A 21,025-nucleotide genomic window follows, 5' to 3' on the forward strand; every position below is an offset into this window, starting at 1 on the left:
ACGTAGCGCACGCTGGCCCTGCTTTTTCAGCGCTCCCTTTAGTCCTTTTTGTCTTGTTTGTCGGTTTTGAACTAACCCGCTCCCTTTACAAAGTAGATCAGCAATGTCTTTCACCCCTTCGAACCTTCCGGACACGCGCGACCGCCGCCGGACACGGCGGCGCAGAGCATGCCCCGCCGTGTCCGGCGATGATCCCGAGGGGCCTACAGCAGGGGCGGGAGGACGAGCAGGTCGTCGTCACCGTGCTCAAGCCGTGAGGTGACGTCGACGACGCCTTCGAGCAGGCGGATCGCCTCGACGAGCTGGACGACCTGTGAGCGGCGTTCGACCTTGCCGTCGAGCGTCACCACACCGTTCTCGACGCCGATGACCACCTCGGATCCGGTGGTCAGGTCGCTGGCGACCGCCTCGGCCTCGGCGCGCAGTTCGGCCTCGGCGCGGTCGAAGACGCGCAACAGGTTCGCCCGGTGCAGGATGCCGGCGAGGCGGCCGGTCACCGGGTCGATCACCGGAAGCTGCTGGATCCTCTTGTCGTGCATGAGTCGCGCCGCCTCCCTGGCGGGCATGCCCGGCGTAACGGTGATCGCGGGCGAGGTCATCAGGTCCTTGGCCACCACCGCCGCGGCCTTCTCGTGCTCGCGCCGGCGAGCGGCGCTCTCGAAGATGGAGATGCTGTGACGCACCGCGTCGCTCTCCTTGAGCAACAGGTCGTCCTGGGAGACCACCCCGACCGGACGGCGCTCCACGTCGACGACCGTCACCGCGCCCACGGCGAAGCGTCGCATCACGGCCACGATGTCGGCGAAACCCGCGTCCTGCCGCACGGCGATGGCGGTGCGCCCCATCACGTCACTCACGGTGATCGACATTTTCTTCTCCAATTCCTGCGAGTCCTCACGGATGCTCCCGCCCTCCGGGCGCCGCCCGGAGTGGACGATCGCCACACCGCGATGCGCGTGGCATCCTCCGTCTTCTCTCCCATCAGACATCCCTCCCGGCGGTCCGCTCCAGGGCCACAGGTCCCGATCTCACCGCGTGAGGGCAGAGTCTTTCGTCCCGGACCCGGTACGCGTCATCGCCCGATGTCCCGTCGGCGCCCGGCCTGAGGGCAGATCGTCGGTGATGAAGGGGACTTTCGCCCCTAACGTCGCTGGAGAGCGACCGGGCAGCCTTGAGGGCATGAAGCTCGACTCGGCAGGTCTGCAGATCCTCTCGCGCCAGGAGTGCGTCACGCTCCTGGCGTCGGCCTCGATCGGGCGCATCGTGTTCACCGACCGGGCCCTGCCCGCGGTGCAACCGGTCAACTTCGTGCTCGACGGCGAGAACATCGTGATCCGCACGGGTTTCGGATCCAAGCTCGCCGCCGCGGCCAGCGACGCGATCGTCGCCTTCGAGGCCGACGAGTTCGACCTCACCGCCCGCACCGGCTGGTCGGTCACCGCCGTCGGCCCCGCACGCGCCGTACGCGAACCGGACGAGATCGAGCGCCTGTCCGCACTCCCCCTGCGCACCTGGGCGCCGGCCAACCGTGACCACTACATCGTGGTACGCGCCGAGCAGATAACCGGCCGCCTCCTCTCGTCCAGGCATGACGAGCGGGAGACCTGACAGCCCGTTTCCGGCACCGCCCACAGCCGCGTCCGGTGGCAGCGACCAATGGCGGCCGGACAGGGACCTCCGGCCCTACATCCCGCCGTCCACCGGGCGTGAGATGGAGATGAGAAGAGACGGTCACGGAGCCGGGCAGATGACCACACTCATCACTTGTCCGCAGGGAGCGGAAAGGGGCCGTTCCCGGAGAACTCCGCCCGGCGGACCTTCGAGCCGGGCGAGCAGGCCCGCACCATCACGGGTGGAGAACATGCCATGCGCACCAAGGTAGAGAACGTCATGACCAGGAACGTGGCGCTGGTCACCGCCGACACCCCGTTCAAGGACATCGCCGAGACGCTCATCGCGTGCGCGGTGAGCGCCGTTCCCGTCGTGGACGGGGAGGGCCGTGTCATCGGCATCGTCTCCGAGGCGGATCTGCTCGCCAAGGAGGAGTTCCGGGAGCAGTACTACCGTGAGGGCTACCAGCCGCCGCTGCGCGCCCGGCTGCGGCACCGGCTGAACCAGGAGGTCCGCGCCCCGAAGGCCAAGGCGCGGGGCGACGTCGCCGCCGAGCTGATGTCCTCCCCCGCGATCACCGTCACCGGAAAGACGCCGACGGTCGGCGCCGCCAGGCTCATGGAGGCGCACGGCATCAAGCGGCTCCCCGTCGTCGACCAGGATGGCCGCCTGGTGGGCATCGTCAGCCGCCGCGACCTCATCAGGGTTTTCGTCCGGCCCGACTCCGACATCGCCGACGAGGTGCGCGAGGAGGTCCTCGGCCGCTCCCTGCGGATGGAGACCGCGCAGGTCAACGTCCGGGTCGACCATGGTGTCGTCACCCTGACGGGCACCATGGAACGTCGCAGCGAAGCCGAGATAGCGGCCCGGGTGGTCGGCCGCGTCAACGGCGTCGTCGACGTGGTGAACGAGGTGCGCTGGCTCCAGGACGACGACACCTGGAGCGGAGGGTCAGCTTCTCGGTCGTAAACGACCGAGCTTGCGGCTCCTCGCCGTCGATGGATTCGACGGTTCAGGCCGCGTCGTCGGCAGCGTGACTCACTGCCCAGCTCGCAACGCCGCGTGCGGCGATGTTGCGGGCCGCGTTGACGTCGGCGTGCTCAGCGAAGCCGCACGACATGCAGGAAAAGGTGGCCTGATCGGGCCGGTTCTTCTTGTCGATGTGGCCGCACGCCGAACACCCCTGCGAGGTGTACGCGGGATCGACGTGGACCACGGCGACCCCGGCACGGGCGGCCTTGTAGGCGATGAACGCACCGAGTTGGTGGAACGCCCACGAGTGCAGCGTGACCCGCTGGGGCCTGCGGAGCCGTACCCGCTCACGGATGCCCTGGAGGTCTTCCAGGGCGATGCCGCGTCCGGTGCGTGCAGCCTCGGTCACGATCTGCTTGGAGATGACATGGTTGACGTCGCGGGCGAAGCGGGCCTCTTTTCGGCGGCGTGCCTTCAGCAGCCGTTTGGCGGATTTGGTCTGCTTGGCCTGCAGGCGCCGCCGCAGCTCTCGGTTGCGGTGCCGGACGGCGTTCAAGTGCTTGCCCGAGTGGTGTTCGCCGTCATTGGTGGTGGCGATGTTCGCGATGCCGAGGTCGACGCCGAGGAATCCGTCGGGTTCGATGACCTCGGTGTCCGGGATATCGCAGGTGGCGATCAACAACCACAGGCCGTCGCGGTGGATGAGGTCGGATTCGCCCTTGCGGTAGGCGGCCAGCGCGTGGGCCTGCTCATCGGAGCAGCCGAATCGGACGCCTTTCATCCGGCCGCCGGTGGTCCAGATGCTCACGGTCCGCTCAGCGGTCTGCCAGGACAGGCACCGGTCGTCGAGCGGCTGGGCGGCGTCGGCGCGGAAGGCGACCGGCTTGGCGAGCGGCTTGCGCAGCTTCGCTTTCGCCTGCGCCTTCACCGTCGTGTAGGCGTCGGTGACCTTCTTGATGACGTGCTGGGCGGGCTGGGCCGACAGGCCCATCTCCTTGAGCCGGCCGTAGGTGTGCCTGCGCAGGTCGTAGTTGCGGAACGTCTTCGTCTGCCACGCGATACCGGCGACGAGGTTGGCTGCTTCGTTACACAGGCGCAGCGTGTCCGCCAGCGCCGCCTCCTGGGCGGGCGTGGGTAACAGCCGGACCTGCACCACGAATTTCACGCTGCGAAGCGTAACCACTCAGGCCGACACGTGCGGTCCGTATGCGATTCCTCCCGGGCCCGAAGGCCCGGGGCTCCTCGCAAGTGACATGCTGAACCGGTCGCTCCCCCGCCCCTCACGCGTCCCGGCCAGGATCCTCCCGAGCGGCGAACGATCCTGGAAGAAGAACGCGACCCGGTCGCCGGAAAGCGCGAGGCCACGCGATTCGGCTTCGCGATCCCACGACCGTGCGACAGCGAAACAAGAACGTAACACGCGATGACTCACCGTTAATCACATCGGCCTTCCGAAGCTTAATAAAGGACCACTCTGCCGCTTGCCCGAAGACCCTCCATGGGCACCGATAAATGCCCCTACTTCGATGGACAGCAATCTCTTACCATCGTGGAACCAAATGGTTCGGCGATCTCACTGATGGTTATTCATGCCTGGTGGAAAAGGCGACGACACTCATCACCGCGACACCGAGGGGCGATTAACATTCGACCTCCGCGCCTCCCGGTCATTTATTCCCCCTTCCACCGAGTGACGAGATCGTTGACCGCGCCTACGATAACGATCGTCACCGACACAGCCCGCTCCGGCGGGCAGGAATGGGAGTGCAGATGGCGACGAACGAACCACTCCACCTCGATCTGGAGGCGCTCGACGTGATGACGGTCGAGCTCCCCGGCGAGGATCTCGTGAAGGCCCTGGGCATGGGTCTCGGTAACACCGAAGTGGGCGCCTCGGGCATCACCGGGCGCACGAGCTGGCTCGTCTAGGCTCCCCGCACATGGTCTCGACGCGTCGTGGCCTGCCGGGACGCGTCGAGATCGACGCGGCTCATCGCACGGTGGACGCGACCGTGGTCGCCAGAATCGCCGCGCTACCGGTGGCGGCGCTCGCGGAGCTGAGGTGCACGGCCACGTGGCGGAGCGTCCAGGAGATCCTGGCGATTCGTGATCGGCTGGCCGACGAGGGCCGACGGCTCGCGGACGAGCTGGAGACGGTGATCGGAGCGGTCGGGCCAGGCCCGCAGCGGCCGGCGCTGGTGGCGTTGCGCCGGGCGCTGTACAACGCGAGACGCCCGGCGGGCCGCGCCTGGCCGGTGGAGGTCGGCTCCGGCCTCGCTCCGCGCGTCGCGGCCTGGATCGCGGACCTCGATCGGCATGACGCGCTCGTCCGGCGGCTACCGGAGGAGCTCGATCAGGAGTGCCGGGGCACCTACGAGGCGCTGCGCCGATGGGTCGGCACCGACGCCTTCGGCCACGGCGTGCTCCAGGCGGGACCGGCGATGTCCGCCGCGCTGCGCCGGTGGCTGGCCGCACCGCCCGGCACCGCCCCGCCGCGCCAGGTCGCGCTCCGCCTCAGCCGCTACCTGGCCCGCGTCGTGGCGAAGACGAGCCCGCACGCGACCTTCATGATGGCGGCTCTCGGACGGTGGAGCGACGACGGCGAGCCGGTCCGCTGGGACGGGCCGTGGGCGTGGCGCAGCGCGGTCGAGCCGAATGTCCCCCTGCTGCTGCGGCTGCTCACCGACCTGGCCCGCGCCGACGACGGCCTCGCGGACCTCTTCGAGATCAGGCCCAACCCGAGCCTCGACGAGGACGACGGCCGCCTGTGGTACGTGACCGGCCAGGAGGACGCCTACAACGGCATCGCCGCCTCCGAACCGCTCCGGCGGCTGCTGCGCCCGCCGTACGGCGATCTCCGTACCGGGGCCGGTGACGCGCTCGGCCGGCTGCTCGACCTGGGAGTGCTGGAACTCCATCCCCCGGTCGCCGACCAGGCCACCGCGCACCTCGCCGACCTGACCGATCGGCTCGGCACACATCCCGCGGGCAAGGCGCTCGCCGCCGCGCAGGAGGCGCTCGCCCGTTACCCGGAGGCGGCCCGCGTGTCGGAACGCGAGGCGCTGCGACGGAAGGTGCGCTCAGCGTTCACCCGGCTGGCCGAAGACGACGCCGACCGCCTGCCGGACCGCAACCTCTTCCACGAGAACGCGGTGGTCACCACGCCCGGACCTCGGCTGGGCCTGGCCGCCTGGCGTCCCGCCCTGGGCGACCTGCACGCGATCACCGACTTCGCCGCGGTCTTCGATCGGGACGGCGTCGCCCGGCTGCTCGCCGCCGACCTGTTCGCGCAGTGGTTCGGCGCCGGCGCGCGGGTGTCGTTCGGCCGGTTCCACCGAACGCTCGCCGAGCGAACCCATCGGGCCGTACCCGGCACCCTCGCCGGTGAACTGCACGCGCTCATGTATCCGTGGCAGGAGCGGCACCCAGAAGGCCGGACGCCCGCCGTGCCCCGGCTCGACGAGCTTCGAGACGCCCGCGCGGCGGCGCTGGCCGCGGTGCGCGGGCTGCTGCCCCAGACCCCGGACCCGCTCACCGTCGATCCGACGGTGCTGGCCGGTCTTACCGCCGGCCGTCCCGCGTTCGTCCGTCCCGTCGGGTCGCTGTCATGCTTCGTGCAGACGATCGGCCCGCCGGAGGACACGCCGGTTCGGCTGGTGCTCAACGGGTTCGGTCCCGGGCACGGCGCGATGCGCAGCCGCGTGCACCGCCTGCTGCGGGTCGCCGGGGTTCCCGCCGGTGAGAACCGTCCGCTCGGGACGGAACGCGGCGTGCCGGTGGAGATCACCGGGCTGTTCGGCAGCAACGTCAACCTGCGTTCCGCGGTGGCGACCCAGGAGATCGGCTATCCGGGCGTGGTCCCGAGTGGCCCGGCCGTGCTCGGCCTGCGTGACCTCGCCGTCCGGCACGAGCCAGGCGCCGGCGGTCTCGTTCTGACGCACGCCGGGCACGACACCCCGCTCCTGCCGGTGTACACCGGAATGGTCGCGCCCATGCTGCTGCCGCGTACGGCACGCCTCCTGCTCCAGCTCTTCGGCGACATGCCCAGCCCGGTGATGGGGCTGGAGCCGATCTTCTCCCGGCCGCCGGAGGCGGTGCCGGCCCGCGTCGGGCGTACGGCCCGGGTGTCGGTCGGCCGGGTCACCGTGGCCCGTGCCGCCTGGTACGTCCCGGTGCGCGAGATCCCGCGCCGGGGCAGGGGCGACTCCGCCGCGACGCACCTGCTCGCGCTCGCGGCCTGGTTCGCCGAGCACGCCCTGCCGGAACGTTGTTTCGTCTCCTCTGCCGATCCCGGCGCGCCGGTCCGCGACAGGCTGCGCGTGGGGCGGCTCGCCAAACCGACCTATCTCGATCTGGCCGATCCGGCGCTGGTCGCGCTGTTCGACCGAGGGCTGGACGCGAGCGGATCGATGGTCGTCTTTCGTGAGCCGCTCCCGGACTTCGAGGCGGCGGCCGACCTCGGAGGAGACGGCGACCACCCCGATCGCCGCCGCCATGTGAGCGAGTACGTGGTCGAGGTGGGCCATGCCTGACCGCTGGATCTCCCTGCACGCCTTCCACCGGACCGACACCGACCTGCTGCTCGGCACGGCCGTCCACGGCCTGGTGCGGGAGCTGGACGAACGGCTCGACCGGTTCTTCTTCCTGCGGTACTGGGAGGGCGGCCCGCATCTGCGGCTCCGCCTGCTGCCGCGCGTCCCCGGCGACGCGACGACGATCGAGAAACGCGCCACAGCCGTGCTCCAAGAGCACCTCGCGGCGCATCCGACGACGGACCCGTGGGACCGCGAGGGCTACGCGCTGCTCGCCCGGGAGTTCGCCGGGCGGGAGGGCATGGACACCTACGACCGGCGGCTGCGGCCCGACGACCACGTGGAGGCCGTCGCCTACCGGCCCGAGTACGCGACGTTCGGCGGGCCGGAGGCGATCGCCGCCGTCGAGCGGCACTTCACCGACTCCAGCCGGATCGCGCTCGCGATCCTGCGCGGCGAGCACGACCACCGGCGGCGGCTGGGCCACGCCCTCTCCGCGATGATGCTCGCCCTCATCGCCTGGGAGCCCGACCCCCGCCGCCTGGGCCCTCTGCTGGCCGGGGAACGTGACCGCTGGGATCCGGCACCGGCCCGTGCCCGGCAGGTGGAGATCTTCACGAGGCAGCGCGAAGCCCTCACCGCGCAGGCGGAAAGGTGCCGGCTCATCGCCGCCCGCGCCGTCTCCTCCCAGAACCACGCCACGGCCGGCCGTTCCGTCGGCGGGCCATCTTTTGGCGGCGTCCTCGATACGGGCGACGCGTACGACTCGCCCGGCGCCTGGTGGCGCTCGGTCGACACCCTGCACCGGCGCCTTGTCGCGCTCCAGCGGGCCGGGCGCTTCTCCCCGGTCCGCGCCCAGGGCGCGTTCCGTACTTCCGGCGCCGTCGACGCCCCGGCGGACACGGACCGCCACGACATCCTGAGCGTGCTGGACCGGTGCGTCCACCTGTTCTGCAACCGTCTCGGCCTGTCGATCGCCGAAGAGGCGCACCTGCGCTACCTCACCGCAGTCACCCTGGAGGGGGCGGCACGATGCGAGGAAACCTCGTGAGCGAACTCCCCTGGCACGGCATCCAGATCCGCTACTACGACCAGGACAAGGACGCGCTGATCCTGGACTGCGTCCGCCCGCTGTTCCAGCGTCTGGACGGCCTCATCCAGCAGCCCTACCTCGTCCGCCACTGGCGCCGAGGGCCGCACCTGCGGCTCAACTTCCGCGCGACCCCGCGAGACTGGGAACGCGAGATCCTCCCCGTCGCGACCGAAGCGATCACCGGCTATCTGCGTGAGCATCCCTCCACCACCCGCCTCGACGAGCACGAGCACCTCGCCGCCCACCGCCTGCTCGCCGTACGGGAGCACGAGACCGGGCCGTTGCGGCCGTGGTATCCGGACAACTCCCTGCAGATCGAGCCGTACGACGACCGGTTGCGCGTCTTCGGCGGCCGGTCGCTGGCGAACCTGATCGACGCGTCCGCCGCGGAGAGCACCCGGCTCGTCTTCGGCACGCTGGACCTGGTCCGCCGGGGTGAGCTCGCGCTGTTCGCGGTCGCCATCGACCTCATGGTCGCCGTGGCGCACGTGAGCGTCCCTCCGGTCAGCCGCGGTTACATGTCCTATCGATCTCACGTCGCGGCGGCGGCCTCGTGCTGTGAGAACCGGGACGCGATCATGGCCGCGTTCGAGGCCAGGTACCGCGAGAACGCCAGGCAGATGCGCGCGACGGTGGTCGACGTGGTCGCATCGATCGACGCGGGCGACCCGGCGCCGCACGTACGCGACTGGATCGCCTTCACCCACCGCCACAAGGAGATCGCCCTGCCGCTGCTGGCCCGCAAGGAGATCGATCTGGACGTCTCCGACCAGCCGGTGCTCCAGCGCCACCGGGTCGACTATTTCGACGTGCTCATGTCCACCGACCGGCACCGCACCGAGATCCTCGAATCGGACTGGTTCCTCGCCCACCGCCTCGCGGTCAACATGCTCTACGCCCATCTGGCCCGGCTCGGCGTCACCCCGATCCAGCGGCACCTGTTCTGCCATCTGATCGCTTCGGCGGTGGAGGAGGAGTACGGCGTCTCCCCGCTGGAGAGGGCCCGCGATTACCTGCTCAGTGGCTGAGCCGCCACCCGCCGGACAGGCCGTGGGCCGTCCCCGGGCACGGCACCGCTTGACAGGCCGCCTCCGGCGAACGCTAATCTTTATATATGAATAGTTCTTCAGATGAGCGATTCGTGGCGATAGATGGGTGTACAGCCCGGATCGTGGACGCGCCGCGGGTGGCGGCGGTGCGTGAGCGGATGCCCGCCGCGCAGGATCTGACCGACACCGCCGAGGTGTTCGGGCTGCTGTCCGATCCCGGCCGCCTGCGGTTGCTGCTCGCTCTGCTGGAGGGCGAGATGTGCGTGTGCGATCTGGCCGCGGTGAGCGGCCAGAGCGAGTCGGCGGTCTCCCACGCGCTGCGGCTGCTGCGGGCGCACCGCGTCGTGACGGCTCGCCGGGCCGGCCGGATGGCCTTCTACCGGCTGGAGGACGCGCACGTGCGGATGCTGCTCGACCTCGCGCTCGCCCACACCGAGCACACCCAGGCCATCCACCCCGAACGCGACGGAACCCGCTGATGGGCACCGGGCACGGCCACGGACACGCGGCGGGCCGGCACCGATGGCGGCTCGCGGTCTCCTTCGCCCTGATCGGCTCCTTCTTCGTGGTCGAGCTGGTCTACGGGCTGCTGTCGGGCTCGCTGGCACTGCTGTCGGACGCCGGGCACATGGCCGCCGACGTGGTGACGCTGGGCGCCGCCCTGGTGGCCACCCGCATCGCCACCCGTCCCGACACCACGGGGCGCCGTAGCTACGGCTCCTACCGCGCGGAGGTGTTCGCCTCCCTGCTGGCCGTGCTGCTGATGCTCGGCGTGGCGGTGTACGTGGTGGCCGAGGCGGTGGGCCGCATCGGCGCCACCGCCGAGGTCTCCTTCGGCCCGATGCTCGTCGTGGGAGCCATCGGCCTGGTCATCAACGTGATCGTGTTGCTGCTGTTGCGCGCGGGCGCGGCCGAGAGCCTGAACGTCAAGGGCGCCTATTACGAGGTGGTGGCCGACACCGCCGGGTCGGTCGGTGTCATCGTCGCCGGCTGGCTGGTCGCGACGACCGGCCAGCCGATCTGGGACACGCTGATCGCGCTCGCCATCGGTGCCTTCGTCGCGGTGCGCGCCGTCTCACTCGGACGGCAGGTGTTCGCGGTCCTTGGCCAGCACGTCCCGGCCGGGATGGACGCCTCCGCCGTCGCCAGGGACCTGGAGTCCGTCGAGGGCGTGCGCGACGTCCACGACCTGCACCTGTGGACGTTGACCTCCGGCATGAACGTCGCCACCGCCCACCTGGTCACCTCCGAGGGCGCCGACAGCCACGCCGTCCTGGACCAGGCCCGCGACCTGCTGCTCAGGCGCCACAACGTGGCCCACGCGACCTTGCAGGTCGAACCGGCCGACCACCTGGGCTGCGACGAACTGGGCTGGTGAGAACCTCACCGTCGCCGCGCTCACGCGGCGACGGTGTCGGCATGACGGTGTCGGCATGACGGTGTCGGCATGACGGTGTCGGCACGGTGGAGGACGTCCGGGCCACCCCAGACCGACACGAGAAGGCCCGCTCCCCGTACGGGGGGGCGAGCCTTGTGTGATCCGGGGGTGGTGTTCAGGGGATGGATGTGTCCGGGGGTGGTTATCTGAGGACGGGGTAGCGACGCACCAGGGGGGTGGTGGCCCACCAGGCGCCCAGGCCCCAGGTGGTGCCGGCGCCGCTCAGGGCCAGGCCGGTCAGCACGACGGCGTAGACGAGGTGGTCGTCCATGAAGGGGTTGGTCTGCAGAGGGAGTTCGGCGGCCCACATCAGGACCATCATCAGGCCGCCCGCCACGGCGGCGACGCGCAGACCCGCGCCCAGCAGCAGGGCGGCACCGACGCCCAGCAGGCCGAGCATGAACAGCCAGTCCACCCACGCCTGTCCGGCCAGGCCGCTGAACAGTCCGCCCAGGGCGTTCTCGCCGGTGCCCTTGAGGAAGCCGGTGGTGGGGCTGCCGCCGTTGATCCAGGCGCGCTCGGCGGGAGTGGCGAACCCCCAGCCGAAGGTCTTGTCCAGGAACGCCCACAGGAAGATCCAGCCCAGGCTGATCCGGGCGATCGCCCAGACGTAGTCGACCGGACGCCTGACGGCCGGCGCGGGGACGGTGTCCATGACCGGCCCGGTGTGAACGTCGTGCCCGTGAGTGGTGGCCATGACGGCTCCCCTTTCCATGTTGTCGCGTGATGTTCAGCGGTCTTCGTGACGTACTCATCACACCGTTTCCCGGAGCCCGGCCACAGTGCCGTACGGACCGCGTCACGCTCTCGAACGTCCCCTCGGCGCGGGACCTTCGGCCCTGTCACGCCGAGCACGACGGGAACCGGGAATCTCACCACCGGGAAGAGGACGGCACGCATGCGAACGCCGGCGAAGTCGCCGACGTTCGCGGATCCGCGAACGTCGGCGACACGCACGGCCTTCGGCCATGCCGCTCCCTGACCGCCGCCGCCCGAAGGGGACACCGGTCGCGGGAGGGACCGGTCAGGAGGAGCCGGGAGAGGCCGGGGCGGGGGTGACGACCAGAGGGCAGGTGGCGTGGTGCAGCAGCGAATGGCTCACCGACCCCAGCAACAGCCCGGTCAGCTCGCCGCGACCGCGTGAGCCGACGACCAGCAGGCCGGAACGGGCCGAGACCTCGGCCAGGACGCGCGCCGGGTGACCGTCTTCGAGCTGTTCGGTGACCTTGACGTCGGGATAGCGCTCGCCCCAGCCGGCGAGGGCCTCGGCCAGCAGACGGCGTTCGACCTCGGCCGTATCCTCCGCGAAGGGATCGCCCCCGACGACCGGACGGCTCCAGGCGTGCACCGCCCGCAGGCCGACACCGCGCAGAGACGCCTCGGCGAAGGCGAAGCTCAGGGCGCCCGTGCCCGCCTCCGAACCGTCGACACCGACGACCACCTCCCCGGCAGGCCAGGCGGACGGGTCGCGGATGACGGCCACCGGGCAGGCGGCCCGTCCGACGACCCCCAGCGCGACCGAACCGAGCAGCATCCCCGTGAAACCACCCAGCCCGTGATTGCCGACCACCAGTAGCTCCGCGTCCGCGGCGGCCTCGATCAGGATGGCGCGCGGGTCGCCGCCCAGCAGCCGCGGCTCCGCCACGACGCGTGAATCCTCCTGCCGGACGCGTTCCATCGCCGCGTCCAGCATGGACGTGGCCCCTTCACGCATCCAGCGGCCCACATCGGCGTAACGGTCTTTTTCTGAGATCTCCAAGGGCCATGCGGGCATGGCGTGCACGACGCTCAGCGCGCCACCACGCGCCGCGGCCTCCCGCGCCGCCCAGCCCGCGGCCGCGAGCGCGGCCTGCGAACCGTCTACTCCTACTACGATCATGATGTCCTCCCTCTCCCCATGGTGTCCAAGGCATCATCGCAGCGGCGGGTGACCGGCCCACGACGGCGGTAAAGATCCCTTGGCCGAGGAACCTCCGTCACCGTGTCCGAGGTGCGGGCGCCGCCCCGCCCGTCAGGTGAGGGGGACGTGCCAGGTCAGCCGGGTCCCCTCTCGCGGGGAGGAGTCGACCTCGAAGGAGCCGCCGAGCGCCGTGGCGCGTTCCCGCATGTTGCGCAGGCCGCTGCGTTTGCCCTCGCCGGGCAGGCCGACGCCGTTGTCGGTGACGGTGAGGGTGAGCCGGTCATCGGCCGCCTCGGCGAAGACGTCGGCCTTGGAAGCCTTGGCGTGGCGCACAATGTTGGAAAGCGCCTCGCGCAGGACGGCCAGCAGGTGCTCGGCGACCGGCGCGGGCACCTTGTGGTCGAGCTGTCCTTCCATCCGCAGGCCGGGCATGAAGCCCAGGTGCCCGCGCGCGCCCTCGACCAGTTCCACGATCCGCGCGCGCAGGCTGGGCTCGTCGGCATCGCGGGGGGTCTGCAGGGCGAAGATGGTCGAGCGGATCTGCCGGATGGTCTCGTCCAGCTCGTTGATCCCGTGCTGGAGCCGCTCGGAGGCCTCCGGATGCTCGACGAAGCGCACGATGCTCATCAAGGTCATCGCGATGGCGAAGAGCCGCTGGATGACGACGTCGTGCAGGTCCTTGGCGATCCGGTCGCGGTCTTCCAGCAACCCCAGCCGCTCGGCGTCCTGACGGGCCTCGGCCAGCTCCAGCGCGACCGCCGCCTGCCCGGCGAAGGAGTGCAGTGCCCGCAGTTCGCTGCCGCTGAACGGGATGCGGCCCGGTCGCTTACCCAGCACCAGCACTCCTCGCACCACCCCGGCCACGCCCAGCGGCACCGCGGCGGCGGGTCCCACCGTCAGATCCCGGATGAGTGCCGCGGGCAGGTCCGCCTCGCCGAGATCGGCGACCATGACCGGCTCGCCGCCCAGCAGGGCCCGGCCGGGGAGCGAGCCCGTGACGTCCACCCCGGCCCGGTCGAGCCCGCCGGACTCCGGACCGTCGGCGATCATCACTCGCAGGACCTCGCGGCCCGCGTCGGGAAGCATGATCATCGTGATGTCGGCGGCGGCCAGGTCTCGCGCCCGCCGCGCGATCAGCCCGAGTACCTCGCGTGGCTCCGCACCCGACAGCAGGCTGGTGGTGACCTCCGCCGACGCCTGCAACCACATCTCCCTGCGCCGCGTCTCCTCGTACAGACGGGCGTTCTCGATCGCGACACCCGCGGCGGTGGCCAGCGCCGTCACGATCGCCTCGTCCTCCTCGTCGAACGCCCCGCCACCGCGCTTCTCGGTCAGATAGAGATTGCCGAACACCTCCTCACGCACCCGGACCGGCACCCCCAGAAACGACCCCATCGGCGGATGGCCGGGCGGGAAACCGTAGGAGGCGGGATGGTCGGTGATGTGGGCCAGCCGCAAAACCTGCGGCTCCTTGATCAGCAACCCGAGCAGGCCCAGCCCGTGCGGCCAGTGCTCGATCCGCGCGATCTCCTCCTCACTCAGCCCCACCGGGACGAACTGGACGAGCGTGTTCTGTTCACCGGCCACCCCCAGCGCGCCGTAGGTGGCGTCGACGAGGGTGGTGGCGGTCTCCACGATCCTGCGCAGCACCGTCTCCAGATCCAGGTCGCTGCCCACCGCGACCACGGCCTCGAGCAGCGCGTGCACCCGGTCACGGGTCGCCAGCACCGCCTCCAGACGCCCCTGCAACTCTGACAGCAACTCGTCCAGCCGCATGTTCGGGATCAGGGAACGCGGCTCCTTTTCCGTCATAGCGCGAAGTCTCGCATCCGGGCAACGCTTAGGACAGTCGGGTGCCGCTCTTTGACCAGGACACCGTGGTCCTGGCGGTGAAGATCACCACGGGTGGTCCTTGAGGTGGCCCTCGACGGTGTCTCGCCCCCACAGCCCGTCGGCGACGATGATCCGGTAACGGCGGGCCAGCGTGTCGCCGTCCGGCAGGACGAGTTCCTCGTGGAAGGCGAGGGAGGGGGCGACCGCGGGGAAGGGCTGGTTGCGCACGAACCAGTGGGTGGGCGCGTCGGCGTTGTCCGGGTGCTGCTCGAAGACCAGGGTGGAGGCGGCGTCGACCTCGTCGTGCGGCGAGCCGTAGGCGAGCCAGCCCGCTCTGTGTCCCATGACCTCCTCGCCTTCGAGGTCCCCTTCGGCCAGGATGCCCCCCCAGGTCATGTCGCGGGGCCCCCGCCAGAACAGGCCGGTGTATCCGGCGTTCGGCCGGCCCGCCGTGGTGGGGCTGCCGATCCTGAGCTCCTGCCCGCGCACGTTGGTCAGCTCGGTGCCGAACTCCAGGATCCATGATCGGCTCGCGAGGTCGACGTCGTGGACGCGCACGGTGCGCAGCTCGGTGATCCACCGCTCACCGCGCGCGGTCAGCCAGGTGACCCGCTCGGCGAACGTCAGTTCCCGGCCGTCGCACTCCAGAGCGTCGAATCCCTCGTGGCGCAGGGTCCCGACGTTGTCGCGCTGAACGTAGCCGTGTCCGGGGCCGCCCTCGAAGGTGGGGCCGCCCCAGAAGTTCTGCCCGGACAGGTGGGAAAGGGTCATGGCCAGGCCCTTGTGCCAGCGGTGATCGTGCGGCCGGTGCCCCGAGACGACCTGGCCGCCCAGGGTACGCAGCGGATGGAAGTAGGGCGCCGGACACTCCGAGGGCGCGACGTCGGAGCCGAAGGTGTAGCCGAGCAGTTCGACGCCATGCCCGGTCAGGGTGAAGGCGGTGTCGTCCAGGCGGGTCAGTGCCAGAGCGGATTCGGTCGAGGGCACGATCAGTTTCCTCCTGTGGTGGCCGTCGGCGCCCAGCCGTCGACGTCGCCGTGCAGCCGGTGGTAGAAGGGGTCGCCGGGGATCAGGTCGGTGCGCGCCACCGTGGTCCCGGTGAACGCCGAACGGTAGATCGCCGTCACGAGTTCGAGCGTGCGGCGCCCGTCGTGGCCGCTGACCGGAGGCCGTTCTCCCCGGTCGTAGGCGTCGAGCAGAGCGGTCAGCTGCGCGGTGTGGGAACTGCGCGTCTCAGAGCCGGGAGCCGACCAGCGCTCCTGGCGTGCCGCGCCGTCCTCGGCGCCGGCCAGGTGCGGCGCCGCGGTGTAGGTCCAGTCGTCGTTGCCGTAGCCGTACAGGTGCCTGAGCTCGACGGTCGCCTCGACGAGGTCGACGCGCAGGTAGCTCTCCTCCCGTGGCGACAGCACGCTGTTGACGATCGTCGCCAGGGCCCCGCTTTCGAAACGCACACTCGCCACCGACACGTCCTCGGTCTGGACGTCGCGGTCCAGGCGCCCCGCCATGGCGGTGACCTCCGACCAGTCGCCGAGCAACGCCAGCAACAGGTCCATCTGGTGGATGCCGTGGCCCATGGTCGGGCCGCCTCCCTCGGTGTCCCAGCGCCCGCGCCAGGGCACCTCGAAGTAGGAGTGCGGCCGGTACCAGGTGGTGCTGCAGTGCGCGACGAGGGGACGGCCCAGCTCACCGGAGGCGATCAGCTTCGCGGCGTGCAGGCCCGCCGCGCCGAACCGGTGCTGGAAGACGACGCTGGCGTAGGCGCCGCGGGCCTGCTCGGCCGCGGTGATCGTGTCGTACTCGGCCAGCGACAGGCACGGGGGTTTCTCCAGCCACACCCAGGCCCCGGCGAGCAGGCACTGCTCGGCCTGCCGGGCGTGCAGCCCCGGTGGGGTGCACAGGTGCACCAGGTCGGGCCGGGCGACGTCCAGCATCTCGGCCAGGTCGGTGTGGACACCGGGAATGGAGTTCTCGGCACAGAAGGCCTTGACGCGTTCGGTGTCGACGTCGCAGGCCGCCACGATCCGTACCCGGTCGCCCTGGGCTTTCAGCGCGGGCAGGTGACAGATCGTCGCGATTCCGCCGGTGCCGACGATCGCGACCCGTACGGGTGTTCTCTTCGTCATCGAATGTGAGACTCCTTTGGGTTTGACGGCGGCCACCTGACGGTGGAGGCGACCTCTCGACGCCGAGCGCTCAGGCCGTGAATCTCTCCCTCACCTCGGCGATCATCGTGCGGCCGTTCAGCAGGAGCAGCGATGCCAGCACCGAGGCGAGCAGCACCGCCGCCACCTCGGAGGCGATCAGCGTGACGGCCGCCACCAGGACCAGCAGGCAGGCGTTGCCCAGCGACGCCCGGGGGGAACGGGTGAGAAAGTACGCGGCCAGGCGGGCGACGTCTCGCGCGCGGAACGCGAAAAGAGAGGTGATCACCAGCACGTTCGCGACCCAGAGGGTCGCCGCCACGGCGATGACGACCGACGACACCGCCCACCATCCCCCGACGCCGGCGACGGCGAGGTTCGATCCGATGACCGCCATCCACAGCAGCCAGGGGACCCAGAGCTTCACGACCCCTCGGAGGTTGGCCCGGTAGCCACGCCAGAACGCCGCCCCGGGACGGAGATCGGTGAGATCCAGGCGGCGGTGGTGCAGCGCGTACAGCGCGGCCGAGAGGGCGGGACCGGCCGGGATCAGGCAGAGCGCCGCCAGCGGGACGTTGCCGGCGTCACGGCCGAGCAGCACCAGCCCGACCAGGCCGGGCACGGCCGTGAGCAGGAAGAGCGACTCGACCACCACGAGGGTGTAGACGAGCGCGCAGACGCGCGCCAGGGGCCCTTCGCCGAACCGGATTCCGGCCGTCGTGTCGGTCATCGAACATCTCCAGCGTGAAAACCTCGTCCTGGCGGACGACCGGCGGTGAAGCGGGAATTCCCTCCCGGGAGCCTTCTCCCTCCCGGGAGGGGGGACGTCACCCGTGCTGCTTCTTGTACCGCTCGTAGGCGCCGTTCACCATGTTGACGAAGGAGAGCATGTTGTTCGCCTCGAGTTCCTTGACGTAGGCGTCCCACTCGCTCAGATCGCGTTTGCCGAGGATGAACTGGAGCGTGTTCTGGGTGACGTGGTCCTTCAGCGGTGTCTGCCACAGCGTCACCTGCTCGCGCTCCTCGTCGGTGAGCGGGTGCGGGGGCGGCACCGGCAGGGTCTTCCTCGCGTTCATCTCCTTCTGGAACGCGATCTCCTCCTCGGAGAAGGTCGACTGCAGCAGCTCGGTGGACCCGCCGTAGGCAAAGACGCCGTTGGAGAAGCCGAAGTCCTTCTGCAGGTGCTTGGGCGCCTTGGGGTTGAGTCCGACGAAGTCGACGTCGGGGGCGAGCTTGTACTTCCCCGACGCGTCCTTGGTGTGGGTGACCCCCTCGACGCCCCACTTGGCGAACGCCTGCCCCTCGTCGGAGTACCACAGCCAGTCGATGAACTGCATCATGGCGACGAAGTTCTTGCTGTCGCGAGCCTTCTTGGAGATCATGACGCCGTTCTCCAGGCGGGTGTTGCCCGCGCCGTACTTGATGGGTCCGAGCGGGCCGACGGGCACGGGGATCTTCACGAGCCTCGCCTTGGGGTTCGCCTTCTCCAGCGGCGGCCGGTACTCGTTGACCAGGGTCTGCGCGTTCGAACTGATCACGAAGGACTTGCCGGAGACCAGTTTCTGGATCGCCTGGTCGTCGGACTGCGTGAAGCTCTCCGGGTCGAGCAGCTTCTCCTCCACCAGCGTGTGCAGATACTCCAGCATCTGCCGGTACTGCTCCATCGCGCCGGTGAAGGCGAACTTCTGCAGGGCGGGGTCCCATTTCACCCCTTCCCCGTAGCCCCAGCCGCCGGGGGCGCCGTAGGAGGTGCCGATGACGTTCAGCAGGCTGGCTCCGGGCGTGAGGGTTCCCCAGCGGTCGGACAGGGGGTAGGAGTCGGGATACTTCTCCTTCATCGCCTTCAGCACGGTGCGCAACTCCTCCCAGGTCCCCGGGATCTCCAGCCCGAGTTCTTCCAGGATGTCCGCGCGCATCGCCAGGGAGTACTCCACCCAGGGCTCCTGGTGAAGACCGGGCAGGAGATAGAAGCGGCCGTCGGACTGCCGCAGCGTGTCCAGATCAGGCTGCAGGTTCCACTTGGCGACCTTCTCATTGAAGTTCGGCAGCAGATCCAGGTAGTCGCTCACCGGCAGGATGGCGCCGGAGGCGACGAAGGGGGTCTCCTGGCTGGGATACGTCTTGGGGATGATGAGCGGGGCGTCACCCGCGCCGATCACCAGGCTGCGCTTGTTCTCGTAGTCGCTGAGCGGCACCACACTCGGCTGGAACGTCACGTTGGTCCGCTTGCCGAGCTCCGACCAGAACAGCCAGTCGTTCTTGATCGGGTAGATCGGGTGGTTGTTGTACAGGACGGTGAACGAGAGCGGGGCGGCAGCCTTGAACCCGGTACCGGCGCCGTAGCCGGGCATCGCGCCCTCCCGGTTCGCCGAGAGGTCGTCGGCCTGCTTCTTGGAGTCGTCGCTGCCGCAGCCCACGAGTACGGCGAAGGCGCCCATCGTGACCATCGCCTGACGCCGGTTCATCTGGTACATGGAAGCCCCTTATTTCTCGGAATCGGAAACGGGTTGAGTGAGGGCGGCGGGGCTATCCCTTGACCGCGCCGAGCGTGACACCGGTGACGAAGTAGCGCTGCACGAAGGGGTAGATCCCCAGGATGGGCAGGATGGTGAGCACCACCGTCACCGCCTTGATGTTGGCGGCCACCGTCATGTTCATCGCGTCGGCGCCCACCGACGACGCGCCGGTGGCTCCGGCGATCAGGTTGCGCAGGAAGACGGTCACCGGGAAGAGATCGGACTGGCTCATGTAGAGGAAGGCGGCGAACCACGAGTTCCAGAAGGCGACGGCGTAGAAGAGCACCATCGTGGCGATCACCGCCTTCGACAGCGGCAGCACGATGCGCAGCAGGATGCCGTAGGTGCTCATGCCGTCGATCGCGGCGGCCTCCTCCAGCTCGACCGGCAGCGCCTCGAAGAACGCCTTCATGATCAGAAGATTGAAGACGCTGATGGCGTTCGGCAGGACGATGGCCCAGATGCTGTCCTTCATCCCGAGACTGGTGATCAGGACGTAGTTGGGGATGATGCCGCCGGAGAAGAACATGGTGAAGACGGCGATCCCGATCAGGAACCTGCGCCCCTTGAGGTGCTTCTTGGACAGGACGTAGGCGTAACAGGTGGTCATGAACATCGCGATCATCGTGGCCACGACCGTGTACACCACGGTGTTGCGGTAGTTCGTCCAGAACGTCGGGTCAGAGATCACGTACTCGTACGTCGTGAGGGTGAACCCGCGAGGGATGAGACTGACCTGACCCGAGCGGATGGCGGTCTCGTCGCTCAGCGAACGGGCGACGACGTTGACGAAGGGATACAGCGTCACGATCACGACAGTGGCCAGAACGACGGCGTTGACCGCCTGGAACACCCGGTAGCCCCTGGAGGCGTCCACGGTCACCACAGGCTCGTCCCCACCGTGCGCCGGGAGATGAGATTCGCCGACAGGACCAGGATCAGCCCGATCAGGGCCTCGAACAGGCCGATCGCCGTGGCGTAGCTGAAGTTGTTGGAAACGACGCCCATGCGGTACAGGTACGTGGAGATCACGTCCGCGGTCGGGTACGTCAGCGGGTTGTAGAGCAGCAGGACCTTCTCGAACCCGACCGCCATGAACGCGCCGATGTTCAGGATCAGCAAGGTGACCGCGGTCGGCCGGATGCCGGGGAGGGTCACGTGCCAGGTCTGGCGCCACCGGCCCGCGCCGTCGATCCTCGCCGCCTCGTACAACTGCTCGTCGATGGTGGTGAGCGCGGCGAGATAGAGGATCGTCCCCCAGCCGACGGTCTGCCACATCTCCGAGGAGACGTAGATCGTCCGAAACCACTCCGGCTGCTGCAGGAACGAGATGGGATCGTCGCCCGCCGCGCGCAGGATCTGGTTCACCGGCCCGTCGACCGAGAGCAGTTCTATGACGAGACCGGCCACGACCACGATCGACAGGAAGTGCGGCAGGTAGGAGATCGACTGGACGAACCGCTTGAGGCGCCGCTGCCGCACCTCGTTGATCAGCAGTGCGAGCACGATCGGCATCGGGAAGCAGAACAGCAGGGTCAGGGCGCCGAGCACCAGCGTGTTGGTGAACACCTGCCAGAACGTCGGGTCGTTCAGGAACATCCGCACGTAGCGCAGGCCCGCCCACTCCTCGCCCAGCACGCTGCCACCGGGCTCGAACTTCCGGAAGGCGATCACGTTGCCGATCATCGGCAGATACCGGAATATCGCGAAGAACAGCAATGGGAGGATCGCCAGCGAGTACAGCTGCCAGTCGTGACGCAACGCCTGCCGCCAGGTGCGGCCCGAAGTGCGCTTCCGGTGGACGGGTCCGGGCCTCACCTCGCGCGGATCCTGATTCTCGGGCGAGACGTCGATCGTCCTGGTCGCGCTCACTCTCGAGTCCCCGGCCTCATCCGGTGCCCTTGACGGCTCGGCCCGTCCGGCAGGAGAGGTCTGTGCTC

General features: G+C 69.5%; 19 protein-coding genes. 8 read left to right on the plus strand and 11 right to left on the minus strand.

The genetic code is table 11. The features are described 5' to 3' along the window. Positions 1-203 precede the first annotated feature (203 nt). Complete coding sequence (locus tag ABZ664_RS19025) at positions 204-869, minus strand: CBS domain-containing protein (RefSeq protein ID WP_362510982.1); 666 nt, start codon at positions 867-869, stop codon at positions 204-206. A gap of 310 nt (positions 870-1,179) precedes the next feature. Between ABZ664_RS19025 and ABZ664_RS19030 the strand changes: the two genes are divergently transcribed. Together ABZ664_RS19030 and ABZ664_RS19035 are read left to right on the plus strand one after the other, a co-directional pair. After that, entirely contained in the window at positions 1,180-1,608 is a 429-nt protein-coding gene (locus tag ABZ664_RS19030; RefSeq protein ID WP_362510986.1) for a pyridoxamine 5'-phosphate oxidase family protein, read from the plus strand. 258 nt (positions 1,609-1,866) lie between these two features. Beyond that, positions 1,867-2,580: a CBS domain-containing protein gene (locus ABZ664_RS19035; protein ID WP_362510989.1), complete on the plus strand. Its 714-nt coding sequence runs from the start codon at positions 1,867-1,869 to the stop codon at positions 2,578-2,580. A 43-nt stretch (positions 2,581-2,623) separates the two neighbouring features. Here the strand turns inward: ABZ664_RS19035 and ABZ664_RS19040 are convergent, their stop codons facing one another. Further along, the gene (locus ABZ664_RS19040; protein ID WP_362510992.1) at positions 2,624-3,748 is read right to left on the minus strand and encodes a transposase; all 1,125 of its coding nucleotides are present in this window, start codon (positions 3,746-3,748) and stop codon (positions 2,624-2,626) included. 605 nt (positions 3,749-4,353) lie between these two features. On the opposite strand from ABZ664_RS19040, the gene ABZ664_RS19045 reads away from it, so the two are divergent. The 6 genes from ABZ664_RS19045 to ABZ664_RS19070 all read left to right on the plus strand — a co-directional run bounded on the left by ABZ664_RS19045 (position 4,354) and on the right by ABZ664_RS19070 (position 10,635). Further along, complete coding sequence (locus ABZ664_RS19045; protein ID WP_362510995.1) at positions 4,354-4,512, plus strand: hypothetical protein; 159 nt, start codon at positions 4,354-4,356, stop codon at positions 4,510-4,512. Positions 4,513-4,523: 11 nt separating this feature from the next. Next, complete coding sequence (locus ABZ664_RS19050; RefSeq protein WP_362510999.1) at positions 4,524-7,115, plus strand: lantibiotic dehydratase; 2,592 nt, start codon at positions 4,524-4,526, stop codon at positions 7,113-7,115. Next, positions 7,108-8,166 (plus strand): lantibiotic dehydratase C-terminal domain-containing protein, encoded by a 1,059-nt coding sequence (locus tag ABZ664_RS19055; protein WP_362511002.1) that lies wholly within the window; start codon positions 7,108-7,110, stop codon positions 8,164-8,166. The genes ABZ664_RS19050 and ABZ664_RS19055 overlap by 8 nt, the downstream gene beginning before the upstream one ends. After that, positions 8,163-9,236, plus strand: a complete 1,074-nt coding sequence (locus ABZ664_RS19060) for a thiopeptide maturation pyridine synthase (RefSeq protein WP_362511005.1) — start codon at positions 8,163-8,165, stop codon at positions 9,234-9,236. The genes ABZ664_RS19055 and ABZ664_RS19060 overlap by 4 nt, the downstream gene beginning before the upstream one ends. Before the next feature lie 143 nt (positions 9,237-9,379). Beyond that, entirely contained in the window at positions 9,380-9,736 is a 357-nt protein-coding gene (locus ABZ664_RS19065; RefSeq protein WP_362511008.1) for a metalloregulator ArsR/SmtB family transcription factor, read from the plus strand. After that, positions 9,736-10,635, plus strand: coding sequence for a cation diffusion facilitator family transporter (locus tag ABZ664_RS19070; protein ID WP_362511011.1), 900 nt, complete (start codon positions 9,736-9,738; stop codon positions 10,633-10,635). Before ABZ664_RS19065 ends, ABZ664_RS19070 begins: the two co-directional genes overlap by 1 nt. Positions 10,636-10,837: 202 nt before the next feature. Here the strand turns inward: ABZ664_RS19070 and ABZ664_RS19075 are convergent, their stop codons facing one another. The 9 genes from ABZ664_RS19075 to ABZ664_RS19115 form a co-directional block, all read right to left on the minus strand. After that, on the minus strand, positions 10,838-11,350 hold the full coding sequence (locus ABZ664_RS19075) for a hypothetical protein (RefSeq protein WP_362511664.1): 513 nt from the start codon (positions 11,348-11,350) through the stop codon (positions 10,838-10,840). Positions 11,351-11,719: 369 nt separating this feature from the next. After that, a complete protein-coding gene (locus ABZ664_RS19080; protein ID WP_362511014.1) occupies positions 11,720-12,574 on the minus strand; it encodes a universal stress protein in 855 nt (284 codons plus the stop codon). 132 nt (positions 12,575-12,706) lie between these two features. Next, on the minus strand, positions 12,707-14,407 hold the full coding sequence (locus ABZ664_RS19085) for a GAF domain-containing sensor histidine kinase (RefSeq protein ID WP_362511017.1): 1,701 nt from the start codon (positions 14,405-14,407) through the stop codon (positions 12,707-12,709). An 84-nt stretch (positions 14,408-14,491) separates the two neighbouring features. Then, entirely contained in the window at positions 14,492-15,415 is a 924-nt protein-coding gene (locus tag ABZ664_RS19090; RefSeq protein ID WP_362511020.1) for a PmoA family protein, read from the minus strand. Positions 15,416-15,417: 2 nt separating this feature from the next. Continuing rightward, complete coding sequence (locus ABZ664_RS19095) at positions 15,418-16,551, minus strand: Gfo/Idh/MocA family oxidoreductase (protein WP_362511023.1); 1,134 nt, start codon at positions 16,549-16,551, stop codon at positions 15,418-15,420. Between the two features lie 70 nt (positions 16,552-16,621). Continuing rightward, positions 16,622-17,299 carry a hypothetical protein gene (locus tag ABZ664_RS19100; protein WP_362511026.1) on the minus strand — a complete coding sequence of 226 codons (678 nt, stop codon included), beginning with the start codon at positions 17,297-17,299 and terminating at the stop codon, positions 16,622-16,624. Between the two features lie 97 nt (positions 17,300-17,396). Beyond that, a complete protein-coding gene (locus ABZ664_RS19105; RefSeq protein WP_362511029.1) occupies positions 17,397-19,043 on the minus strand; it encodes an extracellular solute-binding protein in 1,647 nt (548 codons plus the stop codon). A gap of 52 nt (positions 19,044-19,095) precedes the next feature. Beyond that, on the minus strand, positions 19,096-19,971 hold the full coding sequence (locus ABZ664_RS19110) for a carbohydrate ABC transporter permease (protein ID WP_362511032.1): 876 nt from the start codon (positions 19,969-19,971) through the stop codon (positions 19,096-19,098). Beyond that, the gene (locus ABZ664_RS19115) at positions 19,965-20,957 is read right to left on the minus strand and encodes an ABC transporter permease subunit (protein ID WP_362511035.1); all 993 of its coding nucleotides are present in this window, start codon (positions 20,955-20,957) and stop codon (positions 19,965-19,967) included. The genes ABZ664_RS19110 and ABZ664_RS19115 overlap by 7 nt, the downstream gene beginning before the upstream one ends. Positions 20,958-21,025 lie beyond the last annotated feature (68 nt).

Source organism: Streptosporangium sp. NPDC006930, assembly GCF_040635605.1.
Classification (GTDB): Bacteria; Actinomycetota; Actinomycetes; order Streptosporangiales; family Streptosporangiaceae; genus Streptosporangium.